Annotated in this window: 25 protein-coding genes, 1 pseudogene and 1 riboswitch; of the genes and pseudogenes, 9 read left to right on the top strand and 17 right to left on the bottom strand. The window is 49.1% G+C overall.

The annotated features are described in order from the left end of the window. Window positions 1-72: 72 nt before the first annotated feature. The 5 genes from ACO0LH_RS23125 to ACO0LH_RS23105 all read right to left on the bottom strand — a co-directional run bounded on the left by ACO0LH_RS23125 (window position 73) and on the right by ACO0LH_RS23105 (window position 4,139). Window positions 73-531, bottom strand: coding sequence for a GNAT family N-acetyltransferase (locus tag ACO0LH_RS23125; RefSeq protein WP_422943502.1), 459 nt, complete (start codon window positions 529-531; stop codon window positions 73-75). A 4-nt stretch (window positions 532-535) separates the two neighbouring features. Further along, the gene (locus ACO0LH_RS23120; RefSeq protein WP_422943501.1) at window positions 536-1,021 is read right to left on the bottom strand and encodes an arsinothricin resistance N-acetyltransferase ArsN1 family B; all 486 of its coding nucleotides are present in this window, start codon (window positions 1,019-1,021) and stop codon (window positions 536-538) included. Between the two features lie 25 nt (window positions 1,022-1,046). Next, window positions 1,047-2,261: an MFS transporter gene (locus tag ACO0LH_RS23115; RefSeq protein ID WP_422943500.1), complete on the bottom strand. Its 1,215-nt coding sequence runs from the start codon at window positions 2,259-2,261 to the stop codon at window positions 1,047-1,049. Window positions 2,262-2,282: 21 nt separating this feature from the next. Further along, the gene (locus tag ACO0LH_RS23110; RefSeq protein WP_422943499.1) at window positions 2,283-3,752 is read right to left on the bottom strand and encodes an FAD-dependent oxidoreductase; all 1,470 of its coding nucleotides are present in this window, start codon (window positions 3,750-3,752) and stop codon (window positions 2,283-2,285) included. 72 nt (window positions 3,753-3,824) lie between these two features. Beyond that, a complete protein-coding gene (locus ACO0LH_RS23105) occupies window positions 3,825-4,139 on the bottom strand; it encodes an ArsR/SmtB family transcription factor (RefSeq protein WP_422943498.1) in 315 nt (104 codons plus the stop codon). Between the two features lie 259 nt (window positions 4,140-4,398). Continuing rightward, window positions 4,399-4,484, top strand: a riboswitch (Fluoride riboswitch). Window positions 4,485-4,563: 79 nt separating this feature from the next. Between ACO0LH_RS23105 and ACO0LH_RS23100 the strand changes: the two genes are divergently transcribed. The 5 genes from ACO0LH_RS23100 (at window position 4,564) to ACO0LH_RS23080 (ending at window position 8,764) form a co-directional block, all read left to right on the top strand. After that, window positions 4,564-5,874 (top strand): voltage-gated chloride channel family protein, encoded by a 1,311-nt coding sequence (locus ACO0LH_RS23100; protein WP_422943649.1) that lies wholly within the window; start codon window positions 4,564-4,566, stop codon window positions 5,872-5,874. Window positions 5,875-6,033: 159 nt separating this feature from the next. After that, window positions 6,034-6,363 (top strand): ArsR/SmtB family transcription factor, encoded by a 330-nt coding sequence (locus tag ACO0LH_RS23095; protein WP_422943497.1) that lies wholly within the window; start codon window positions 6,034-6,036, stop codon window positions 6,361-6,363. A 40-nt stretch (window positions 6,364-6,403) separates the two neighbouring features. Next, window positions 6,404-6,883, top strand: coding sequence for an arsenate reductase ArsC (locus ACO0LH_RS23090; RefSeq protein ID WP_422943496.1), 480 nt, complete (start codon window positions 6,404-6,406; stop codon window positions 6,881-6,883). Then, window positions 6,880-7,593, top strand: a complete 714-nt coding sequence (locus ACO0LH_RS23085; RefSeq protein ID WP_422943495.1) for an MIP/aquaporin family protein — start codon at window positions 6,880-6,882, stop codon at window positions 7,591-7,593. Before ACO0LH_RS23090 ends, ACO0LH_RS23085 begins: the two co-directional genes overlap by 4 nt. Window positions 7,594-7,948: 355 nt before the next feature. Continuing rightward, complete coding sequence (locus ACO0LH_RS23080) at window positions 7,949-8,764, top strand: substrate-binding periplasmic protein (protein ID WP_422943494.1); 816 nt, start codon at window positions 7,949-7,951, stop codon at window positions 8,762-8,764. A gap of 98 nt (window positions 8,765-8,862) precedes the next feature. On the opposite strand, the gene ACO0LH_RS23075 is transcribed toward ACO0LH_RS23080, so the two are convergent. The 6 genes from ACO0LH_RS23075 to ACO0LH_RS23050 all read right to left on the bottom strand — a co-directional run bounded on the left by ACO0LH_RS23075 (window position 8,863) and on the right by ACO0LH_RS23050 (window position 14,299). Beyond that, entirely contained in the window at window positions 8,863-9,717 is an 855-nt protein-coding gene (locus ACO0LH_RS23075; protein ID WP_422943493.1) for a M48 family metallopeptidase, read from the bottom strand. 1 nt (window position 9,718) lies between these two features. After that, window positions 9,719-10,222: an SH3 domain-containing protein gene (locus ACO0LH_RS23070; RefSeq protein ID WP_422943492.1), complete on the bottom strand. Its 504-nt coding sequence runs from the start codon at window positions 10,220-10,222 to the stop codon at window positions 9,719-9,721. Continuing rightward, window positions 10,219-12,132, bottom strand: coding sequence for a CHASE2 domain-containing protein (locus ACO0LH_RS23065; protein WP_422943491.1), 1,914 nt, complete (start codon window positions 12,130-12,132; stop codon window positions 10,219-10,221). Before ACO0LH_RS23065 ends, ACO0LH_RS23070 begins: the two co-directional genes overlap by 4 nt. A gap of 224 nt (window positions 12,133-12,356) precedes the next feature. After that, on the bottom strand, window positions 12,357-13,217 hold the full coding sequence (locus ACO0LH_RS23060) for an SGNH/GDSL hydrolase family protein (RefSeq protein WP_422943490.1): 861 nt from the start codon (window positions 13,215-13,217) through the stop codon (window positions 12,357-12,359). A gap of 174 nt (window positions 13,218-13,391) precedes the next feature. Next, window positions 13,392-13,961: a DUF2812 domain-containing protein gene (locus ACO0LH_RS23055; protein WP_422943489.1), complete on the bottom strand. Its 570-nt coding sequence runs from the start codon at window positions 13,959-13,961 to the stop codon at window positions 13,392-13,394. Further along, window positions 13,958-14,299 (bottom strand): PadR family transcriptional regulator, encoded by a 342-nt coding sequence (locus ACO0LH_RS23050; RefSeq protein WP_422943488.1) that lies wholly within the window; start codon window positions 14,297-14,299, stop codon window positions 13,958-13,960. Before ACO0LH_RS23050 ends, ACO0LH_RS23055 begins: the two co-directional genes overlap by 4 nt. 459 nt (window positions 14,300-14,758) lie before the next feature. Between ACO0LH_RS23050 and ACO0LH_RS23045 the strand changes: the two genes are divergently transcribed. The 4 genes from ACO0LH_RS23045 (at window position 14,759) to ACO0LH_RS23030 (ending at window position 17,641) form a co-directional block, all read left to right on the top strand. Next, on the top strand, window positions 14,759-15,904 hold the full coding sequence (locus ACO0LH_RS23045) for an acyltransferase family protein (protein WP_422943487.1): 1,146 nt from the start codon (window positions 14,759-14,761) through the stop codon (window positions 15,902-15,904). 266 nt (window positions 15,905-16,170) lie between these two features. Continuing rightward, window positions 16,171-16,515, top strand: coding sequence for an ArsR/SmtB family transcription factor (locus ACO0LH_RS23040; RefSeq protein ID WP_422943486.1), 345 nt, complete (start codon window positions 16,171-16,173; stop codon window positions 16,513-16,515). Continuing rightward, window positions 16,505-17,005, top strand: coding sequence for an SRPBCC family protein (locus tag ACO0LH_RS23035; RefSeq protein WP_422943485.1), 501 nt, complete (start codon window positions 16,505-16,507; stop codon window positions 17,003-17,005). The genes ACO0LH_RS23040 and ACO0LH_RS23035 overlap by 11 nt, the downstream gene beginning before the upstream one ends. Before the next feature lie 18 nt (window positions 17,006-17,023). Continuing rightward, window positions 17,024-17,641, top strand: coding sequence for a DUF1801 domain-containing protein (locus tag ACO0LH_RS23030; RefSeq protein WP_422943484.1), 618 nt, complete (start codon window positions 17,024-17,026; stop codon window positions 17,639-17,641). Between the two features lie 204 nt (window positions 17,642-17,845). Here the strand turns inward: ACO0LH_RS23030 and ACO0LH_RS23025 are convergent, their stop codons facing one another. The 6 genes and pseudogenes from ACO0LH_RS23025 to ACO0LH_RS23000 all read right to left on the bottom strand — a co-directional run. After that, window positions 17,846-18,286: a hypothetical protein gene (locus tag ACO0LH_RS23025; protein ID WP_422943483.1), complete on the bottom strand. Its 441-nt coding sequence runs from the start codon at window positions 18,284-18,286 to the stop codon at window positions 17,846-17,848. Between the two features lie 246 nt (window positions 18,287-18,532). Then, the gene (locus ACO0LH_RS23020; protein ID WP_422943482.1) at window positions 18,533-18,889 is read right to left on the bottom strand and encodes a hypothetical protein; all 357 of its coding nucleotides are present in this window, start codon (window positions 18,887-18,889) and stop codon (window positions 18,533-18,535) included. Between the two features lie 46 nt (window positions 18,890-18,935). Further along, complete coding sequence (locus ACO0LH_RS23015; RefSeq protein WP_422943481.1) at window positions 18,936-19,403, bottom strand: hypothetical protein; 468 nt, start codon at window positions 19,401-19,403, stop codon at window positions 18,936-18,938. 92 nt (window positions 19,404-19,495) lie between these two features. Continuing rightward, window positions 19,496-19,723: a hypothetical protein gene (locus tag ACO0LH_RS23010; protein ID WP_422943480.1), complete on the bottom strand. Its 228-nt coding sequence runs from the start codon at window positions 19,721-19,723 to the stop codon at window positions 19,496-19,498. Between the two features lie 181 nt (window positions 19,724-19,904). Continuing rightward, window positions 19,905-20,366, bottom strand: coding sequence for a hypothetical protein (locus tag ACO0LH_RS23005; RefSeq protein WP_422943479.1), 462 nt, complete (start codon window positions 20,364-20,366; stop codon window positions 19,905-19,907). 63 nt (window positions 20,367-20,429) lie between these two features. Then, window positions 20,430-20,617, bottom strand: a pseudogene (locus tag ACO0LH_RS23000) (DDE-type integrase/transposase/recombinase); the annotation flags it as partial.

Raw genomic sequence — 20,617 nt, 5'->3', positions numbered from 1 at the left:
ACGTTTATTGGAATGACTGATGGTTAAAGCAATTTGGGAATGCGTAAGGAAAAATTTACTTCGCTGAAAATTTTACGTATCGGGTATTCTCACCTTGCGCAACATCTCGGTCGAATAAGACACAAATCCCAGGTCTTGATATAGCGACTTACCTTTATCAGAAGCACTCAAGCTGAATGTTTTCAGTCCACGTGCTTCACCAAGTTGTATCAGACCTGACACCAGTGCCTTCGCAATTCCCTGCATACGCCAGCCCGGTGCTGTATAGACATTGACAATTCGTCCCCGATGGGAGTGAGTGTCACCGCGCGTTGGTCCCCATTCCAGAATGGTCATACCAGCACCCGCGATAACTTCACCGTCTGCTTCTGCTAAAAGCCCAACATATTTGCCCGCGACGAGCACATCTTCAAGCCAGCGAGCATAAGCATTGAAGTCTTCTTGCTGCTCAATTTCGAGATGATAGCGATGGTGGGTAATGATGAAGAGATCATCCGCCGTTACCGGACGTATTTTCCAGAATGTAGTCATAAGCTCAGTTCAGCAGCAGTTCCCAATACCCCACATCCACCCATTGCTCAAACTTGCGGCCGACATGCTTGAAGTGCGCCACTTTCTCAAATCCAAACCGCTCATGCAGCGCCACGCTGGCAGCATTGGGCTGTGCGATACCGCCCAGTACGACGTGAATACCACTATCGCGCAAATCATTTATCAGTACCTGGTACAGCCTGACACCTATTCCCTTACGTGGATGTTCTGGTGACACATAGACGGTACTTTCAACAGAAAACCGATAAGCACTACGCACTCGCCACGGTGTGGCATAGGCATAGCCCACGACCTCACCATCCTGCTCTTCTACGTACCAGGGCATATTGGCGCTAACATCTTTTATACGCTGTGCCATCTCTTCTTCTGAAACTGGATTCTCTTCAAAGCTAATTGTGGTCGTGGCAATGTAGTGGTTGTAAATGGCGATGATGGCGGCTGCATCGGCAGGTGTGACGGTTCTTATCATGGCTATGAGTTTATTTTGATGATGGCTAAATGGCTTCCACGCTCATGGGTTCCCGCCTGACAGCAAGCAGATAGAATCCCAGAGAGGCTATGGTAAAAAGCAAGAGTATCAGCAGAAATGGGGAAGGTGTTGTGTAATGTTGCGCCACAACCGCCATGGCAAGCGGGCCCGCTGCCTTGGATATCAAAGCCGGGCCAGCCAGCGCCCCTGAAATGGCACCATAGTTTTCTCGCCCAAACATGGCTTGCGGAATCGTCCCGCGCACAATAGTCAAAATACCGTTGCTGAGGCCGTAAAGCATGCAAAATACTGCTACGGCCCATTGTTGGGTACCAAATAAAATCAACATCAACAGTGCCACCGGCAAGGCTGAAAAAATACACTTTCCGACCGTCTGGGGTAAGGCATGTCTGGCAAATGTCATTTCCCCCAGGCGACCAGCTACTTGCATGGGGCCGATAAAGGCTGCCATCATGACCACCCAGGTGGCGGCATGCCCGAATTTTCCAAGCAAGGGAATCAGATGAACAGACAGCGTCGAAAACACAAAACTATTTGCTGAAAACGCCAATGCCAGTTTCCAGAAAGCAGGATGTTGCAGGGCTTCAGCCAATGTGTGGCTGCGCCTCGATTGCGAAGGACCATTTTCTTCTGCCCCGAGCGTTCGCTGACTCTTCGGTGCGCTCAACAGCATGTGTAGCGGAAAACATATTCCAAGTTGCACCATGCCATACAACAAATAGGTATTGCGCCAGCCTATCAGGCTATTCAGTTTTAGCGTCAGTGGCCAGAAAACAGTGCTTGCAAAGCCACCGAACAGTGTCAAGGTAGAAATCGCCTGGCGGCTGTTCGCCAAAAACTCCCGGTTAATCGTCGCGAATGCTGCTTCATACAAAGTCAGTGACATCCCCAGGCCTAATAATGACCAGGCCAGGAAATAGATTGCCATTGAATGATTCAGGCTGAGAGTGATCATGCCCGCGGCACAAACCAGAGAGCCACTGCCCATCACCAGCCGCCCGCCATGGCGGTCCAGCATGATACCTATTGGTGTTGATACCAGTCCCGCTACCAGCAGACTCCAGGAGAAAGCGCCAAACACGATTTCGGCTGACCACCCCATTTCCCTGAGAATTTCAGGTGCCAGAATAGCGATGGCGTAGTACAGTGATCCCCAAGAGGCGATTTGTGTAAATGCCAGAATAGCGATGGTTTTTCTGGCGTGAAAGTGCTGGGTCATACAGGGCGTAATCAAAAAGAATTAATTACAGCAACTGGATTTAGTCTTGGCCGGTTCTGTTGCGGTCGTAGGTGTTGATGCTTTTGTCTCCCCTTGAGCGCTGCATCCGCAGCCAGCGTTACCCTTGGCTTTTTCTTCCGTATCGAGGACACAGCAAGCGTTCGAGCCTGCCGGCGCGGCACCACCACAGCACTGGGCATTTGCATCTTCCTCAGGCAGTTCGTACACTGGCTGCGTGCTGCACACCCCGGTTTCTGGCAAGATCAACTGCACATCATCCGCAGCGGCCAGGTCGCCAGTCAGTGCAGCGACAACAGAACGTACTTGTTCATAGCCGGTCGCCATCAGGAAATTCGGTGCGCGGCCATAGCTTTTAGCCCCCACTGCATAATAACCAGTTTCTGAATGTGCCAGCTCGCGGTGACCATGCGGGCGCACCGTGCCACAACTATGGACATTGGGGTCAATCAAAGGAGCCAATGTATCGGTACTCTCCAACCACGGGTCATAACGTACACGCAATTCCCGACTGAGACTAAGGTCGGGCCTGGCACCAGTAGCGCCTATGATTTCATCGACACCGGAAATAACTGGTATCTCAGCTTGATGCATCTCACCGCTCAGGTCAATCCCCTGCCCCTTGCGTTGCAATTCCCGGATTTGGAAATTCCGGTACAAGCTCAACTGGCCCGATTCTTTCAATGCCTTCAGGCGGGAACCAAGTTGCCCTCGCGCAGGCAGGCCATCTGCACTGCCACCGCCAAACACTTTGGCAACATGGTTTCCCCGGATTGCCCATAACAGTGTCGTTGCCGGCACTTGCTCTGCCAATTGCGCCAGCGCCAGCAAGTTGCCTGCGGCTGAGTGCCCCGTACCAACGACCAGGACACGCTTGCCAGCAAAGCGCTGGCGTTCAGCACCAAGTATGTCTGGCATGCCATACGTGATGTGGGCAGCGTTATTTTGCTCTCCAAGTGCGGGGACGCCATTGGCACCCAGTGGATTTGCTTGCGACCAGGTGCCGCTGGCATCGATGACGGCGCTGGCCTGGTATTCTTTCTCACCATCAGGCGTCTGCACCCGTACAATAAATGGCGCTTCATCCCTCCCTTTGGTTTTGACCTTATCGTAACCCTGGCGGGTAATCGCGATGACCTGGTGTTTAAAGTGAATGGCTTCAGCAATCGCCGGCAGTTGAGCCAGCGGCTGCAAGTAATAATCGATCATCTCTCCGGCAGTCGGTAATCCTTCCAGATCTGGCTTGATCCAGCCAGTCGGCTCCAGTAATGCAGCAGATGCATGATCAAGGTTGTAGCGCCACGGCGAGAATAAGCGCACCTGACGATAGCTGGCCAGGTTTGCGGCAACAGATGAACCACTTTCCAATATCAGCGGCTTTCGTCCGCGCAAAAGTAAATGTGCAGCGGCAGCCAGCCCAACTGGACCTGCGCCGATCACGGCGACTGGTAATGCATTTGTCAGTAGATTCATCATGACCTCCAATAATGATTGCATTAATTTGTTATTCGTCGAATAACGAATATAAAGCCAAAAAATATCTGTTTATAAACCTGCGATTAACTTCTTGAATTGCGCCAGCCGGACTTCATTGACACAGTAACAAACACGCTGCTCATCGGACGAGCCAAGTATCAAGCCAGCTTCTTTCAGGATCGTGACGTGTTGCGATATCGTGGATGCCGCCAAAGGCAGAATATCTGTCAGACTTCCAAAAAAACATTCTCCATAGTTCGACAGATGCTTGAGCAGCTTTACTCTGGCAGGATGCCCCAATGCCTTACATAGCAAAGCAATTTCGTCCGGTTTAAATTCAGTATCCAGAGCATTGGGTTCAGTGGTGCAGCAATTATTCGACATAAGGCCTTATTCGTTAAATTACGAATAAAGAATAACACAAGAAAACGGACTGTCAAACAATTAAATTTTCGTTCACCGAACGTATCTTAAAGGACTCGGCAAAACTAAACCGAAGAAAAGCTACAGCAAATATAAAGTCTTAATCACGAGTGGCCAAATTTTTGTGAGCGGCTGCGTACACCCGTCAAGTGTTAAAAGTACAAAATCTCTACTAAGCCCAAGGTATTTGTTCTCACGTAAAAAACTTGTTAATATTTGACCTCAAGACGGAGATGGCATTCCTCCGGGTCTTCCATACAAACCGCCGCCCGCAGATATGGGGTAGCTGATGATGCCTACAGACATTCCTGGTCATTGGGAAGCTGTAGGTGTTCGTCAAGGGCAAAAAAATGACCAGGTTGTATTTCAACTTAATCCTGGTTCCATGAAACATTCAAACAAACCTGAACAGATAAACCTGCTGCCCTATATGGGGAAGTGGTTATTGATTGCCGTCATCGTTGCCATTCTTTCTGGCACTGCTTCGGCTTGCTTTTTGTTTTCACTCGACTATGCCACTTCCTGGCGAGTATCCCATGCATGGATCATCTGCCTGTTGCCGGTGGCTGGCTTTGCTGTTGGCTGGGTATATCTGCACTTTGGCAAGCAAGTCGAAGCCGGGAACAATCTTCTCATCGACGAAATACACAGTCCTAAACAGGTTATTCCGCTTCGCATGGCCCCACTGGTACTGATCAGTACGGTCATATCCCATCTGTTTGGTGCATCTGTCGGGCGCGAGGGTACTGCGGTGCAAATGGGCGGCGGCCTGGCAGATCAGTTAACCCCTATTTTTCGCATGCCCGCGCACAAGCGCGGGCTGCTGATTATGGCGGGGATCAGCGCCGGTTTTTCTTCGGTGTTTGGCACCCCCTTGGCAGGTGCGATTTTCGGACTGGAAGTGCTGGCGATTGGACGCATGCGCTATGAGGCGATTCTGCCCTGCTTTGTGGCGGCAGTTGTTGCTGACCAAATCGGTTTATTGTGGGGCGTACACCATACGCATTACAGTGCCGGGCTGGTTCCGGCGATAACAGCATGGACGTTATTGGCCACCCTGATCGCCGGTATCCTGTTCGGGCTGGTCGGCATGCTGTTTGCCCATGCCACGCATGGCTTGTCTGCCTTCATGAAAAAACGCGTCACCTATGCCCCCTTGCGCCCCTTTCTGGGCGGTATTGTCGTGGCTGTGGCAATCTGGCTTGCTGGCACGCAGCGTTACACCGGTCTTGGCATACCTGTGATTGTAGAATCATTCCAGCATCCATTGGCCTGGACTGATTCCGTTGGAAAACTCTTATTCACCGTGACATCCCTCGGGACTGGATTCAAAGGTGGTGAAGTCACTCCCTTGTTTTATATAGGTGCCACTCTGGGCAATGCCCTGGCACCACTGCTGCAAATGCCATTCGCGACGCTGGCGGCGCTGGGTTTTGTAGCGGTATTTGCGGGAGCAGCAAACACGCCCATCGCATCGACTGTCATGGCGCTGGAATTATTTGGACCACAAATTGGGCCATATGCAGCGCTTGCCTGCGTGATCAGTTATCTGTTTTCTGGTCACACTGGAATTTACTGGGCGCAACGTACAGCTTATTCAAAGTACCGTCACGTTCCGGAAAGTCTAAAGCTTGGTAAATTTACATCCTATCGCAAGCAAAAGCTGAAAGACACCAGGCAAAAGCCCGGAGAATAAGTTGGTTAATCAATGCGCTGGTGGAAAAGCTGGCGAATATCTGGATTGAATCAGTTAGAGACAGCATGTGGAGTTTTTTAATTCGATTTTGCATTAATTCCATATTTTCATTATTATCGAAATATAGAATTAATTAGTAGCTTTTGACATTACGAAATCATGGAAACAAAAAGAGTCTTATTGGCATTGGCAGCCCTGGCGCAGGAATCTCGTCTGGCCATATTTCGCTTGCTGGTGCAAGCTGGCCCGGAAGGCGTAGCCGCCACAAAGATAGGTGAACAGTTGGGGATACCGCCATCATCTTTGTCTTTTCATCTGAAAGAACTGTTGCATGCCGACTTAGTGGAGTCACGTCAGGCCGGGCGCTTTGTCATTTACTCGGCGAATATCACGACGATGAACCAGATGCTGGGCTTTTTGACTGAGAACTGCTGCGGCGGCAATCCATGCACCCCCGTACAGGTCCAGCAATGTGCCACTGCTGGATAAGCAAGACGCTCTGCATTTACTTTTTTTCTTGAGACGACTTATGAATGTTTTATTTCTGTGCACCGGCAACTCTTGCCGCTCCATTCTTGGCGAAGCGACCTTCAATCACCTGGCACCGGCTGGCTGGAAAGCCATGAGTGCAGGCAGCAGGCCGACTGGTCAGATTCATCCACGTTCACTGGCTCTACTGGCCCGCGAAGGTATCTCGACAGAAGGCTATGTCAGCAAGTCCTGGGACAATCTGCCAGCAACACCGGATATCGTCATCACCGTCTGCGCCAGTGCTGCGGGCGAAACCTGCCCAGCCTATCTGGGCCCCGTCTTGCGTACGCACTGGGGTGTGGAAGACCCGGCACATGCAACAGGCACGGATAAAGAAATCGATGCCGCTTTCATGACAGCGTACCGCATCTTGCGTGATCGTATCGAGGCATTCCTGGCACTACCGCTGGACGTTTTGGCGCAAGACCCGCAAAGCTTAAAGGCGGAACTCGACCAGATAGGAGCGACCAAAGTATGAGCATGGGACGACGCCTGGTTTCTGAAGCCTTGGGCACGGCATTTCTGCTAGCGGTAGTGGTGGGCTCCGGTATCATGGCTGAACGCCTGGCTGGCGGCAATGTCGCTATCGCTTTGCTGGCAAATGCGATTGCCACTGGCACTGGCCTGATCGCCCTGATTTTGATGTTTGGCGCAATATCGGGTGCGCATTTCAACCCTGTCGTGACGTTGTCAGAAGCTTTCCAGAAAAATATGCCGGTTAAGGAAGTACTGCCCTATATCCTGGTGCAATTGCTGGGGGCTTTTGCCGGTGTCGCAGCCGCGCATGGCATGTTTGAAGATCCGGTGTTTTTTGCATCGGAACACATCCGTACTGGCTTGGCGCAGTGGTGGAGCGAGTTTGTTGCGAGCTTTGGTCTGATTGCTGTGATCATAGCTTGTTCGCGCAGCCGCCCATCGGTGACACCGTTTGCTGTAGCTGCCTATATCACTGCCGCTTACTGGTTCACTTCGTCAACATCTTTTGCGAATCCGGCTGTAACGCTGGCCAGGGCAGCAACCAATACCTTTGCTGGCATACGTCCGGCAGATGCGCCTGGTTTTATCGTTGCGCAATTGCTGGGAGCAGCTGCGGCCACACTGGTGTTTTGCTGGCTTTATCCGACACCACTCAAAGATGTCACAGCGGCTGGAGAGGTTGCCAGGGCGACTGCGCAGGCAAATCATTAGGTTCGACAGGCATATAAAACCTTTACCATTGGGCACTAATCTCAGCCCCCCATTTGATTGAGGTGCCACTTCCGATTTTGTTATAAAAAAGGGTTTTCATATCGAACATTTATTTCTGCTTGAGATAAAGTACAAGACCCGACGACATGCGCAAGCTACAGAGTAAGACAACTGTCTGTGCTGCTTTCGACATTGCCCAGATCAGCATCAAGGCATCATATGCACCTTTCAATCTCTGGTTTGCATGCTTTAGAAATCCAGATTATCAAATCGTAATGTCTTATCACTACGCCTGAAAATCAGTTTTTAAAACGTTTCACTCTGAAGGTTTTACTTTTCGTCGTAGAGAACACTTATGTTGCACCGTATCCCCTTGTTTGCCAGTATTTTCTTTTTGGCATTCATCCATCTTCCCGGTTTTGCTGTGACCGCAAACAGTATCAAGAAATCAAATCTGGCCAAACCCAAAGTCACCCTGTTCTTGCAAGAAAGTCTTGATATTCATGGCAGGCAATTGCCGATAGAGCGCGACCTTGACAGTATTTTGCAATATTTCGAACACGAATCCGGCATCCATTTCGACAAGCAGGTATTGCCATGGAACCGCGCCCAGTTAATGGCGCAAAATGGTGAAGGGATCATTTTCGGTTTTTCAAAATCCCCAGAACGTTTGCAAAATTTTTACTTTTCCATTCCCATCGTCAGCGAAAAAATCTGGGCCATTACTTACGGTGACCCACGGCCAGACTTTCAATCGATGGAAGATCTGCGCGGAAAAACTGTCAGCATAGGCAGGGGTTTCAGTCATGGCATGGATTTCGAAAAAGCGAAAAATGTGGTCTTCAAAGTCCAGGAAGATTCAGCCTCGTCTGCTGCCCGCTTCAAAAAACTCATGGGCAGGCGCAGCGATATCATGCTATGGCCCATACGCCAGTTACAACGTTCTGAGCAAGTCGAAGCCTATTTGCGCGATCAGCTCATCCCCAGCTTCAATGACCCGGAATTAACGGGCAAGACTTTCTATGTTTCTAAAAAACCGGTGTTCTATGACACCATCCATTTCGCTGCGGCCATTGGCAAGTATGAAGAAGAAATAGAAACACTGAACAAAACCATACGCAAGGGTACCGCCAGCGGAAAATTGCCAAAAGTGCTGGCGCGGTTTTACTAAGATGGGTTATGACCCGTTGGTCAGCGGGTGTACTGGCAAAATAAAAATGCTGCATAACTTTCTCAGTAATGCAGCATTTTTTGTGCACATCCGATCAATCAGCGACTGAATTCTTTAAAGCGCTCTTCAAACGAGCGGCCTTGCGAACCGGGGCTGGATTCAAAACGCGAACGCATGAGTTTATCTAATTTTTCCAGGCGATCTGTTGGTGATGGGTGAGTCTCAAACAGCAAGGTAAAACCACGATCACTGGAATTTTGCGCCTGCAAGGTTTGCAACACTGCCGGCAAACCATAAGCATCAAAACCAGCCCTGGCGGCAATGACTACACCAACACGGTCTGCTTCAAATTCATCATCCTTATCAAGGCCCTTGGCATAGATATCCTTAAATATGCCTGCTGCAAATGTTTTCAGTTCTGCAGGACCTTTATTGATGTAGCTTGCAGCAAAATCGGCACCGAATCCGGCAACGGCATTTTTCTGTATCGCCTTGACGTAATGCTTGCGCAGTACATGACCAATTTCATGTGACAAGACACCAGCCAGTTCGGCTTCGTTATGCATGCGTGCCAACAGCCCCTTGGTCACAAAAATATTGCCGCCAGGTGTGGCGAAAGCATTGAAACCTTCGTCATCGAGCACACCAAATAACCATGGCAAATCCGGGCGCTCAGATTGCGATGCCAGCCAGCGTCCCAGCGTATTAATGTAACGCTGTAAAGTGGGATCGTTCAACAGGGGCTTAGCACCCAATAAAGAAGCGGCAAATTCCTGGCCGATGGTGATTTCCTTGGATTCATCAATCTCCTTGGTTTTTTCTGTAAAGTTTTTTGCGGTATCAAGTACCTTGCCAGGGTCTATAGGTAACTTGAAGCCACCAAACTGTGCCGCAGCAGGGCCACAAAGTGCCAGGGCAAGGCTGGCAATCAGAACTTTTTTATAAGTGCGCATCTTAGTTCCCCTCCCCAAGATAGGCGACATTTTTTGTTGCCAGGTTAGAGCGTTGCGCAAATGTCTGGGCATTATTTTTATCTACTGAATTTCTTTGCATTTTTTGGTACTCCGCATAATTCGGTGATGCACGGCGCAAGTCTTCTTTGTCCAGCCCCTTGACGCCAGCACCCACCGTACCTGTATTGGAAGTACGACCCGAGCTTGTCAGTGAACCCAGCAAATTGCCGCCAGATGAAGGCGTGGCAGTATTGCTTGCGGTCGCATCCAGGCGCAAGCTTGACATATGCACCCAGCCTGTCTGGCCGGTAGATGTCTTGACCTGCACCCAGGCACCGCTGCGTTGCAGCACTTCAACACGGGTCTGGTTTGACAGCATCGTCAGCGTGGGCGCATCCGACCCGGCCTGCGTACGCAACTCTGTCGAGCGCGAGGTGGATGCTGACTCAGCACAGGCAATGCCGCTGCTCAGCAATAAACAAAAGATCAGACAGGGGATTTTCATTCACTCTTCCTCATGGGCTCATATAGTTCAACTTCAGCGTTACGCCCTTTGACTGCAAAAGCGCCGCGTGACTCAAATTTAAATTTTGATTCAAACTCAGATTCAACACTTGATTCAGATTGCCCACAGGCAAGCATGGTTTCGTGCGTGACCAATACGCGCGCTACACCTTTCGTCAGCCCTTCTACCCGGCTCGCCAGATTGACGGTGTCGCCAATGGCCGTGTAGTCAAGCTTGCGTTTGGCACCAATAAAGCCTACCACAGCAGAACCTGTGTGTACACCGATGCCCACATCGAAGTCCAGCACGTCAGAACTGTCGGCTTCCAGTTCTTTTCTGAATGCCAGCAGGTTTTCCTGCATTTCCATGGCGGCGGCCACTGCATGCCTGGCCTGGTCAGGGTCATCCACAGGCGCCCCCCAGAATGCCATGATGCAATCACCAATAAATTTATCCAGCGTGCCACCATGACGCCAGACGACTTCCACCTGATGCTCAAAATAACGGTTCAGCAATTTCACTATCTCACCAGGGGAGCGGGTTTCAGACAGACTGGTAAAGCCGCGTATATCAGAAAACAGAACCGTAATCGTGCGCGTTTGCCCTGACAGACTTTCTACCGTCTCGCCATGATCGATCATCTTGCGCACAACCTCGGGGTTCAGGAAGCGGCCAAACAAGGATACCGTCTTGTCACGCGCCCGCTTTTCCCGCAGATAACCGGCAAAAGCAGCAGAGAAAAACCAGGCCCAGGCAAAAATCAAAGGTGTTGCCAGCGGCAGCATAATTTGCTGCAAGATCATGGCATCAGCAAAATAGATACTGGCAAAGCTCAGCAAACCCAGACCACTCCCTATCAGCAAGGGATTAAGCCGCTGCTTGAACATCAGTGATAACAGCACGATCAATGCCGCGCCATAGGCAAAAGACCAGACCGGTGTGGTGATCAGCAGGCTGCGGCCATTTTTTAAGTTATCCAGCCCGACTGCCAAAATATCCACCCCCGGGTAGCCAGCGGCCAAAGGCGTCAAATGGTGATCAAAAGCAAACCCGGCCGATGAACCGACAACGACGATTTTGTTGCGGAACAAAGCATCAAGCTGCGTCAACGCTGCGGGGCTGAGAGTATGAAATTCTTCTGTCAGTTTTTTATACAGTTCGCTATAACTTAAGCGCAGATGACCTTGTTCTGGCCACAGTATCTGGAAATCATGGCCTGGTGGCAAAGGCACGCCCAGGTCATGCATGACGCGCGCAGGCATGGAGGGCAAATGCCAGCCATTGACATCCATGTATAAAGGCCAGCGTCTCACCACGCCATCGGCATCGTCCGGGATATTGGCAAGGCCAAGTCGCCATGCGCCCTGCTCAATCGCATAGGGCAACTGTATGGCAGCGGCAGCATCTGGCCTGCCTGTTTTGCGTATGCCATAGGCCTGCACTAATTCTTTCAGGGGCGTGCCACTGCTTTTATCGAGGTTTTTGTCCAGGCGCAAAGTCTGCACATAGGCTTTGGGAAAGGCCTTGATCTCTTCAGACAGGCGCGCATCGCTGGCAGGCTTGAGCAAATCACGCTCATGAAACCCCATATCGAATACGATAGCCCTGGGAGCAAATTGACCCAGGGCCTGCACCAGGTCTGCATGAATTTCCCGCTTCCATGGGAACAGGCCAGCAATTTTTTCCATCGCCACCATGCTGGGGTCATCAATATCCACCACCACGATGCCGGGGTCAGCCTGATAGTCAGGTGCATGGTGACGCAGATAAATATCGCCCAGGCGGTACTCGGTCGTTGCCAGCAGCCTGACGCCAAACAATTCTATCGCCAGCACCACCACAAAAAACATGGTCGATGCGATATACCAGCGGGTAACTGAACTATTGATGAATTTGAACAGGGATTTCAAGTTTCACGCCCAGGCAGGTCAGAATGAAATCTCAGCCTGGCTGAGTGTTTTTTATGCAGGAAGAGTGTAACCTGCCTGGCACAAGATTGCGAAGGCATGGCGATCAGGTGGTTGCGTCGAAAGGACAGTTCAATCACAAATTTGCTGAAAGGTAGCAAAAATGAGCGACAACACAAATATAGAGAAATTGTGTTGTCGCCCAATACGCTGAAAAACCATCTTGCTTACAGCAAGGCTTGCAATTCTGGAGAAATCACGTCTGCCAGTTTTTTATATCCTGTTGCATTCGGATGAATTTCATTGAGCCAGTCGCCATCATCACCTGTCGTGCCCAGACGTGCCCTGGTCAGGGTCTCGCGCGTATTTGAAATCACATGGAAATTATCGATCTTGGAGGAAAGATCAATCAGCACAGAACCCAGCCATTCAAAAATGTAATCGGCCAGGGATATCCAGTTTTGCTCAGGTATATCAGCACTTTTCATTGCATTGTAGAGCCATGGCCCCACGAAGCCAAAACCCAGGAATTTAGCCTTGGCGTCGCGTGGTGTCGGGTAATCGTAAACATGGGTCACGATAGGGGTATCCCTGTTTTTGCTGTTGGCCCGCAGATCAGCAATTTTCTTATAGTTTTTTTGCAGGTCCACTTTAAGTTTGGCCAACTCAAAGCCATTCACATAGTCAAGCAAATGACCACCCGCCCCTGCCGATGGCCGGCATAATATCTGGCTGACTTTATCGATCAGGTCATTGCCGCCACCGCTGATGAAAATGGCATCCCACTTGGTTGAGAAAGTCTGATTATTAATCAGCTTCGACAGTTCAGGGTTACTGCTGATGTCAGACATATTGCGTATGGTGTCGCCTGGCGTTGCCAGGTTATACAGCAAGGTCGTCTGCGCAAACCGCAGAGGAAACAACAGGTTACTTGATGGTAAGGCACCGATAGAAAACCAGGAATCACCCTCACACAAAATGCGTTTGGCGAAGGTATTGTCGTCTACGCCGCCCGGATATTTGTCCTTATTCGCCCCCTTGTCAATATTGCCAGTCGAAATAACGATACCGTTTTCAGTAAGTTCCACTTTAAGCTCCCGTAATGATTCAGATGCATGGATCGATAAGTGCAAGACATCATCTGACCCCAAACACCTGGATAATTTCCGGTTGAAACGGGCATACAAAAAGAGAATGTCTGCCCATAAAAATTATCTTATTTTTAATAATAAATCAACAATTAACAACCATGTTTTCCAGCCTCATTGCGGCTTGTTACGCAAAGCACGTATGCGCAGGCCCAGCTTGATGACGGCGTATACAAATAACATCACCAGCACTACCGGCAAGACACTGAAGAACCGGCCACTGACCGTGCCCTCTTCCCACATCCGTATGGCTGTTTCCGGGTGAAAGGCCAGCGGCAGCAAGCCCAGCGACGAAACCAGGGCGATGCCCATGACACGTTTGTATTTGGCGATTTTTGACTCGGCATCGGTAAAGATTTCCGGTATTTGCCCTTTGACAATCGCTTTTCGCCAGAATTGCCAGCCATTGACTTCGATGACGTGTTCCCAACTGGCATCGTTCATCAACTGTTGGTAATGCGGGTCACGGGCAAAGCTCTTGAGATAGGCAAACGACAGCCCAGACACATAATCAAGTCGGTAAACCATGTCCGCAGGTGCGCCTTTGATAAAGGTGTAGATACCGAACACATTCGCGGCTTTCAGATGCAGGCCCTGGGCAGCCATTTGCTGCAACCATTGTTCCTCGTCTTCATCTTGCCAGGCCCAATGCCATTTGAATTTTTTGATCAATATGTCGCTCACTTTTTCCCTCCTGTCTGCAATGACGGCAATACGAACTGAGCGTGACGGAACATTATTTCCATCCGCCGGATATGCTCGACCAGCACTAACCGGCCCTTATCGGTCAGCGCGTAGTATTTGCGCCTTTCCTCTTCCTTCACCTTGTTGATCAGGCCCTGTTTTTCCAAAGTCGCAAAAGCGCCATACAGCGTGCCCGGCCCGATGATGACATTGCCCTCGCTAATGGTTTCCACCTTTTGCATGATGGCGTACCCATGCATGGGCTCGTTCAGCACGATCAGGACATAGAAAGTCGCCTCTGACAGGGGTAGATATTTCGAATAATTGATGTCATCCATGACTGCCTTTATCTTGCAATAGCTATATCAGCTTTCGCTGTATCGATAAATGATATATCGATACTCGATATAATATACGAACAGATTGGTGTGTCAATGAATTTGTGAAACAACAAACAGTGCTTTTCCACTGAAAACTACTGTGATCAGATGCAAAAAAAACCAACCGGCATTTAAGCAAGCAGCTAAGAATATTTTTGAATAGATTGCGGAAAGATTTGGGTCTGTATTGAAATAATTTATGAACAATTTTAAATGCATGACTGGCAACAAGTTAAAGGTCTTATATAATCCTGATGCAACAGATTTTTCTGATATGGTCTGAAGCCACACAAATACCCTCTCAGCTATTAATAAGTGATTTTGATGAAGCGATTTTGATGCGAAGTGCTGGTAAAAAAAACAAGAAAAAAAAAGCATCGCAAAATCGGCATCTCAAAAAAATAAATTACCCACTTCATGACCCAAAAACGTATTTACGGGCTAGACACCCTGCGCGCCATTGCCATCTTGCTGGTGCTGATGTCTCACTACAGTGCCTTCGTCAGCAAGCAGGAAACCTTTGGCTTCATCGGCAATATCGGCAGGGCTGGGGTGGATTTGTTCTTCGTGTTGAGCGGTTACCTGATCGGTAACCAGACCATGTCAGCCGTGGCAAAGGGACAGCCTTTGTCTATCAGAAATTTTTTCGCCAGACGGCTATTGCGCACCCTGCCCAATTATTACGTGGTGCTGGCAGCCTACTTTATTTTTCCGGCGGCATTGTCTGGCAGTGCCGTTGCGCCACTGTGGCGCTTTTTGACATTTACGCAAAATATCGGTCTTGAATATGGCCAGACGTTTACGCATTCCTGGTCTTTATGCATAGAAGAACAGTTCTACCTGATCTTGCCCCTCTTGACTGTGCTTGCAATCAAATACAAAAACCCAGGCAGATTATTATGGCTGCTGCTGGTTGCAGGCATTGCCGCCGGGATGACGTTTCGTGGCTGGGCATGGCTACACAACAATTATGATTCCTTCTCGGCACAGGTTTATTATTCCAGCTTTGGCCGCTTCGATGAATTGCTGCCCGGTGTAGCGATTGCCATGCTGAAGAATTTTCATCCAGCCGTTTATGCCAGACTCCTGCAACATGGCAAAACCCTGTTCGCAACCGGCCTGCTGGCGACGACAGGTGTTTTATACAGCCTGCAAAATCCAGACAGCTATCCCTTCATCGTCACCACATTTGGCTTTTCGCTACTCGCCATCAGCTTTGCCATCTTGACCCTGTCAGCGCTTAGCCCCAATAGCCCGCTGAACCGCATACGCCTGCCAGGCGCCACCCAGCTGGCGCTGTGGTCATATGCAATCTACCTCGTGCATAAGCCCGTGTTCATGGTGCTGCGGGCCGAATTGGTAAACACCCAGATTGATTTCAACGCACCTTTGAGCATTAGTGCTATCGGTGCAGCGGGTGTATCTGGTGGCTGGTTACTATATCGCCTGGTGGAGACACCATTTATGAAGATGCGGGCACGGTGGTTTCCAATTGAAGGACAGCAAACCACTGCGCATGCAATAGAAGAAAATAATCCGGTTTACGCTAAAACTGGGGTTTAAAAATTTCAAGAGTGCAGGACAGGGTTTAAACATTAGCGAATGCTGAAACTGTTGGCTCGGCATCAACCTATCGCATGCTGCCATTGTTAGATGATTTATCAACGACTGGTAAATGCCCAACTATAGGCTTATCGGCAGCCAGAACTACCTGCCCGCAGTGGGCATTCCGTGCGCCATTATCGGCAAATTACATCCCACCACACCTCTAAAATAGTTTCTCACAAATAGTTCGCCAAATAGAAAACTATCATGATATAGTTCGCCACATGAAAAACTATTCAACATCACTCGACAACGTATTCCACGCATTGGCCGACCCTACCAGGCGAGCAGTGATTGCAAAACTTGGGCGTGGCTCTGCATCAATCAAGGAGCTTGCTGAACCATTTGGCTTGGGCTTGCCCACGTTCTTGAAGCACATCAAGGTGCTCGAAAGCAGCGGCCTTATTGCATCAGAAAAAGTAGGCCGGGTCCGCACCTGCAAACTAAAGCGTGGAAACCTCTCCACGGCTCAAAAATGGTTCGACGAACAACGCAAGGCATGGGAAAGCCGCTACAAAAATCTCGATAATTTATTAACCACCCTGAAAGGCGAAGAAGATGAAAGCTGACCTGCAATTTGATTTCCTTGTTGACAAGGATAAAAACACCATCACCGTCAAAAGAGAGTTTGCCGCCAAGCGACAGCTGGTTTGGGATTGCTATACAAAAAGTGAGCTGCTTGATCAGTGGTTTGCACCCAAGCCCTTGACCACGAAAACCAGCTTCATGGATTTCAGTGAAGGCGGGCATTGGCTCTACGCAATGGTTGAACCCAATGGGCAAGAGCACTGGGGTCGCACAGATTATCAAACCATACAAGCCATCGATAATTACACCGCGCTTGACGGCTTTTGCGATAACACCGGCGCACTGAACCCTGCTTTACCCAGATCCACATGGCATGTCAGCTTCACGGATGTTGCCAGGCATACGCTGGTAGAGACAGTCGTTTCCTATACGTCAGCAGAAGCGCTTCAGCAAGTCATCAACATGGGGCTGAAAGAAGGACTGGCCTCGACCCTGGAACGCCTGGACGAGCTTCTTTTAACGCTCAACTAAAAATTGCAGCCCCCATCCATGACCACGCCAAAACACAATCCCAGGCTTGATGCCTATGCCGAAAAGGCAGAAGACTTTGCGAAACCCATCTTCGCTCATCTGCGCGCCCTCATCCACGCAGCCTGCCCGGAAGTTGTCGAGGAGGTCAAATGGGGGAACCCGCATTTCGACTACAAAGGCGACATGATGTGTATTTTCGCCGCCTACAAAAAGCACTGCTCTTTCACCTTCTATAAAGACGCATTGATGGGTGATGCACGCCTTAAGGCCAATGATAGCCTTCCAGCCGCGAAGCGCTTTATGGGCAAGCTGACCAGCCTTGCCGACCTGCCACCAGACCGGGAATTGACATCGTGGATCAAAGAAGCCATGGCACTCAATGAACAAGGCATCAAACTCCCGGAACGCGTAGCAAAGACACCAAAAGAAGTCGACATGCCTGCGACATTCGCCGACAAGCTGAAAGCCGCCCCCGAAATCGCAAAGATTTTTGAGAGCAAACCGCCTTCATTCCAGAAGGAATACAAGGTCTGGATAGGCGAAGCAAAGACCGAGGCAACAAGAGACAAGCGTATTGAGGAGGCGATGGCCTGGATTGCGGAAAGTAAGGGGCGGTTTTGGAAGTATGCGAAGTAGAGACTATACGCTTCAAGGTGTTAGCGGTGTCCGGGATTGAAGTTTTCGAAGCCCCGGCATAATTTCTGTGTAAATGCCAAGGAAAATCAGTGGGCGCGTTTTTGAATGCGCTCACCAAATTCAATAATAAATCGATTCACTGCCAATCGCTAATATTGAATCGGCCTCTTCCATCTTTTGCTACCTGTGAGATAGCTAAATCACTCAATCGAACACTGGACAGGACATACCTGGAAATTCAATCACTTGAGACAATAAGTAGGTGACTTGTTTGCGCTTAGAAGTATTTTCTTCCTGATTTTCTAGCATTTCAGTACACCGATGCGCCACATATTGTGCAAAAATCCGGCAGGCCGACTCAATGTCCTCAGGCGACAGGCAATTCAAATTTTCGCGGACAAAATTTGGAAGTAGCGCCATCGAAAATGCCGTTCCCTTTGAGTAAGTTTCCCATTGTACGATGGTATTTTTTCCAAGATTCCCCTCCAGGTAGCAACGAAAACTATCATATACAGCTACGTCATTCGGGTCGTAATCGTCGGGCCAATCATCACCACAGTTTGCGTTAATCGCATTCAGTCGTGCAATTTCTTTAGTCAAACCAGAAATCATTAACTTTGAAATTTTTGGAGAAATGACGAACATTTGAAAATTCCCCCCTAAAATTCAATCACTCAAAAACCTAATTAGTACTCAAAATATGCAATATATTCAGCCAATCGAACGTCCAACAGGTCACTTAGAAATCAACAAAAATTCTTAGTAAATCCAAAACAATTACAGCAACACACATCAGTGTATAAATACCTGCATTTACCATCCGATCAGCCCCCTATCGATCTGGCCATATGAGTCGAGCTTTGCCGCAGACCCTGGCACAACATAATAGCCCTATGGTAATGCGCCAACTGCCTGCAATGTCCGTTCGAATCGCTTCTGATGTCTTTTGCCGCCATTGATCTGAGCAGACAGAAATTTAATAGCAGGCGTGCCTTTGGCTGAGAAATCCTTGATGCGCACATAGACAGATAGTTGAGCCTTGCATGCTGACTTAACGTATAAGCAGTCTAGCGTATAGGGTGTCGGGCTATCAAACACATACTGGAGTTCTTTGCGCTCGGCCCTGGCAATCTCCTGTGCGGTTTTGGTCAGTGCTGTTGCGAGTACATAAAGTAATTGATTGCGTGAGAAGCCCGACATCTTTAAAACGATTTGCTCAAAATTGGACTTTATCGAGACGTTAAACATTGATGTCCACTCCAATCATTCCTAACTTGTTCTCGAGCTAAATTAGTTAATCACATATTGGGTGTTTTCCTTTGATGCAACCTCTAGCATTGAAGTTGGCTATAAGGTACATTCCATTCACTTCCATGATGATAATATCGAATGGCGTTTTCCCTGATTGGCTGTTTACAAAATAGGTGTAATACCGGTAACCCGTCCTTCCATCAGGCATGGTTCTTGGTTCGATATAACTGTAATTATGGAGTTTTTCGTATGCACTAAAAAAAGGAATGATGTTTTTCGAAATGTATTTTCGTATTTCGTCGTCGCCTTCGCTAGCTCTAGCCTCTGGCACAAACATTGCTAATACCGCATCTACGTCCCCCGTCTTAGCCTTTAACGCGAAGGATTCGATGGTCTGAGTTCGATTACCATCTTCTCGCATTACCTGAAGTCCACGCACAAAATCAGGTGATGGAGGTGGAAGTGACTGCTGAGCCATGACGACAGCGCTTAGAGATAGGGTGGCAAGCATAAAAAGTAATCTATTCGTGCAGGACATCGAGGCTCTCCTTTGGCTCTTAATACATAATTGGATTTACGAATGTTGCCCTATAAATTCTGCAATTACAATGCTTGCTTTGACAGAAGCACATCACGCTCCATTCCATTTTTAGTTTTAGGCAATTGGGCTACGTTGCCAGTGATGTGCGATTCAAGCAGGCCGTAGATTTCCCCTTGGCGCATGGCTGTCTCGATTGCAAACAGATACGCAACTGCAGCTGCTTGAGTTTTGGTTTCGATAGGCTCATCATTAAATCCACAATAAAGCTTGATCCTTTCTATTTCGTCCAATGTTGGCCTACTGTCGCGATGCGGGGACTCTTTTGGCCTACGCACGTCCTTGGTCGGGCTATGCGATATCCACTTCCATTCAGTTGCAGCTGTGCTAAAGACGTGGGGTCATAAATTTAGAATTCTATTAATTGTCGATCCAAAAACACCCTTTGTTTCATCCGTGCCTTTAATAAGCAGGTCACTGCCAGCGGCCAATCAGATCAGACGACATATCTACCAGCTTGATGTCGCCCAGCCGCTTACCATCCAGAACAAATTCGAGCAGGGCATTAAGGCGCAACGCCTCCCATCGATACGGAAGCACCCAGCGCTGCGGCCATTGGGATTGGCGCTTGACGTAAATGCGGTTACCCCCACGCACATCCGATGCCGCCAGATCTTTGTCTTGATACTTGGAGGGGTTTGTCGCTAAGCCGGACACCACTTGAGCGTCATCAACGACAGGGCCACCATCCTGCGCCGCTTTGGCAATATCTCTGCGAGGCTTTTCTTTAAAGTCCCAATCGGATTTATTGCGTTCTGCTTCATCCAATCGGATTTGATCAAACTTGTCTTGACGTTCTTTGTCTTCTTGACGACGACTTTCGTTTAAGTAACCCGAGCCAAGTCCAGCTAAAAAAGCCAGCGCACCATTTGCCATTTTTTACCCCTTTGCAGCGCACCAGCAAATACACCAGTTCAAACGCTACAGATAGAGTTTAATCGGTTTTCCGCGCCATTCTATGATGTTGTCCAAAGCACGTATAACACGCACCGTCGGTAGGGAGAAGTCGACCTCAATGCCCAAGCCTTCACGGTTGTAGTCGTCTATCACATTGAATAAACGGATACTACGACCATCAGCCAGTTGGTCATGCATAAAGTCCATGGACCAGGCCTGGTTCATTGCTT

The organism is Undibacterium sp. TJN19 (genome assembly GCF_049339485.1).
In the GTDB taxonomy this organism is placed as follows: Bacteria; Pseudomonadota; Gammaproteobacteria; order Burkholderiales; family Burkholderiaceae_D; genus Undibacterium.
The sequence above is the reverse complement of the archived record's forward strand: the minus strand, read 5'-3'. Positions and strand labels throughout refer to the sequence as shown.

Coding starts and splice junctions, on each gene's coding strand:
- ACO0LH_RS23125 (WP_422943502.1), bottom strand. CDS start 531: ATGACTACATTCTGGAAAATACGTCCGGTAACGGCGGATGATCTCTTC.
- ACO0LH_RS23120 (WP_422943501.1), bottom strand. CDS start 1,021: ATGATAAGAACCGTCACACCTGCCGATGCAGCCGCCATCATCGCCATT.
- ACO0LH_RS23115 (WP_422943500.1), bottom strand. CDS start 2,261: ATGACCCAGCACTTTCACGCCAGAAAAACCATCGCTATTCTGGCATTT.
- ACO0LH_RS23110 (WP_422943499.1), bottom strand. CDS start 3,752: ATGAATCTACTGACAAATGCATTACCAGTCGCCGTGATCGGCGCAGGT.
- ACO0LH_RS23105 (WP_422943498.1), bottom strand. CDS start 4,139: ATGTCGAATAATTGCTGCACCACTGAACCCAATGCTCTGGATACTGAA.
- ACO0LH_RS23100 (WP_422943649.1), top strand. CDS start 4,564: ATGAAACATTCAAACAAACCTGAACAGATAAACCTGCTGCCCTATATG.
- ACO0LH_RS23095 (WP_422943497.1), top strand. CDS start 6,034: ATGGAAACAAAAAGAGTCTTATTGGCATTGGCAGCCCTGGCGCAGGAA.
- ACO0LH_RS23090 (WP_422943496.1), top strand. CDS start 6,404: ATGAATGTTTTATTTCTGTGCACCGGCAACTCTTGCCGCTCCATTCTT.
- ACO0LH_RS23085 (WP_422943495.1), top strand. CDS start 6,880: ATGAGCATGGGACGACGCCTGGTTTCTGAAGCCTTGGGCACGGCATTT.
- ACO0LH_RS23080 (WP_422943494.1), top strand. CDS start 7,949: ATGTTGCACCGTATCCCCTTGTTTGCCAGTATTTTCTTTTTGGCATTC.
- ACO0LH_RS23075 (WP_422943493.1), bottom strand. CDS start 9,717: ATGCGCACTTATAAAAAAGTTCTGATTGCCAGCCTTGCCCTGGCACTT.
- ACO0LH_RS23070 (WP_422943492.1), bottom strand. CDS start 10,222: ATGAAAATCCCCTGTCTGATCTTTTGTTTATTGCTGAGCAGCGGCATT.
- ACO0LH_RS23050 (WP_422943488.1), bottom strand. CDS start 14,299: ATGGATGACATCAATTATTCGAAATATCTACCCCTGTCAGAGGCGACT.
- ACO0LH_RS23045 (WP_422943487.1), top strand. CDS start 14,759: ATGACCCAAAAACGTATTTACGGGCTAGACACCCTGCGCGCCATTGCC.
- ACO0LH_RS23040 (WP_422943486.1), top strand. CDS start 16,171: ATGAAAAACTATTCAACATCACTCGACAACGTATTCCACGCATTGGCC.
- ACO0LH_RS23035 (WP_422943485.1), top strand. CDS start 16,505: ATGAAAGCTGACCTGCAATTTGATTTCCTTGTTGACAAGGATAAAAAC.
- ACO0LH_RS23030 (WP_422943484.1), top strand. CDS start 17,024: ATGACCACGCCAAAACACAATCCCAGGCTTGATGCCTATGCCGAAAAG.
- ACO0LH_RS23025 (WP_422943483.1), bottom strand. CDS start 18,286: ATGTTCGTCATTTCTCCAAAAATTTCAAAGTTAATGATTTCTGGTTTG.
- ACO0LH_RS23020 (WP_422943482.1), bottom strand. CDS start 18,889: ATGTTTAACGTCTCGATAAAGTCCAATTTTGAGCAAATCGTTTTAAAG.
- ACO0LH_RS23015 (WP_422943481.1), bottom strand. CDS start 19,403: ATGCTTGCCACCCTATCTCTAAGCGCTGTCGTCATGGCTCAGCAGTCA.
- ACO0LH_RS23005 (WP_422943479.1), bottom strand. CDS start 20,366: ATGGCAAATGGTGCGCTGGCTTTTTTAGCTGGACTTGGCTCGGGTTAC.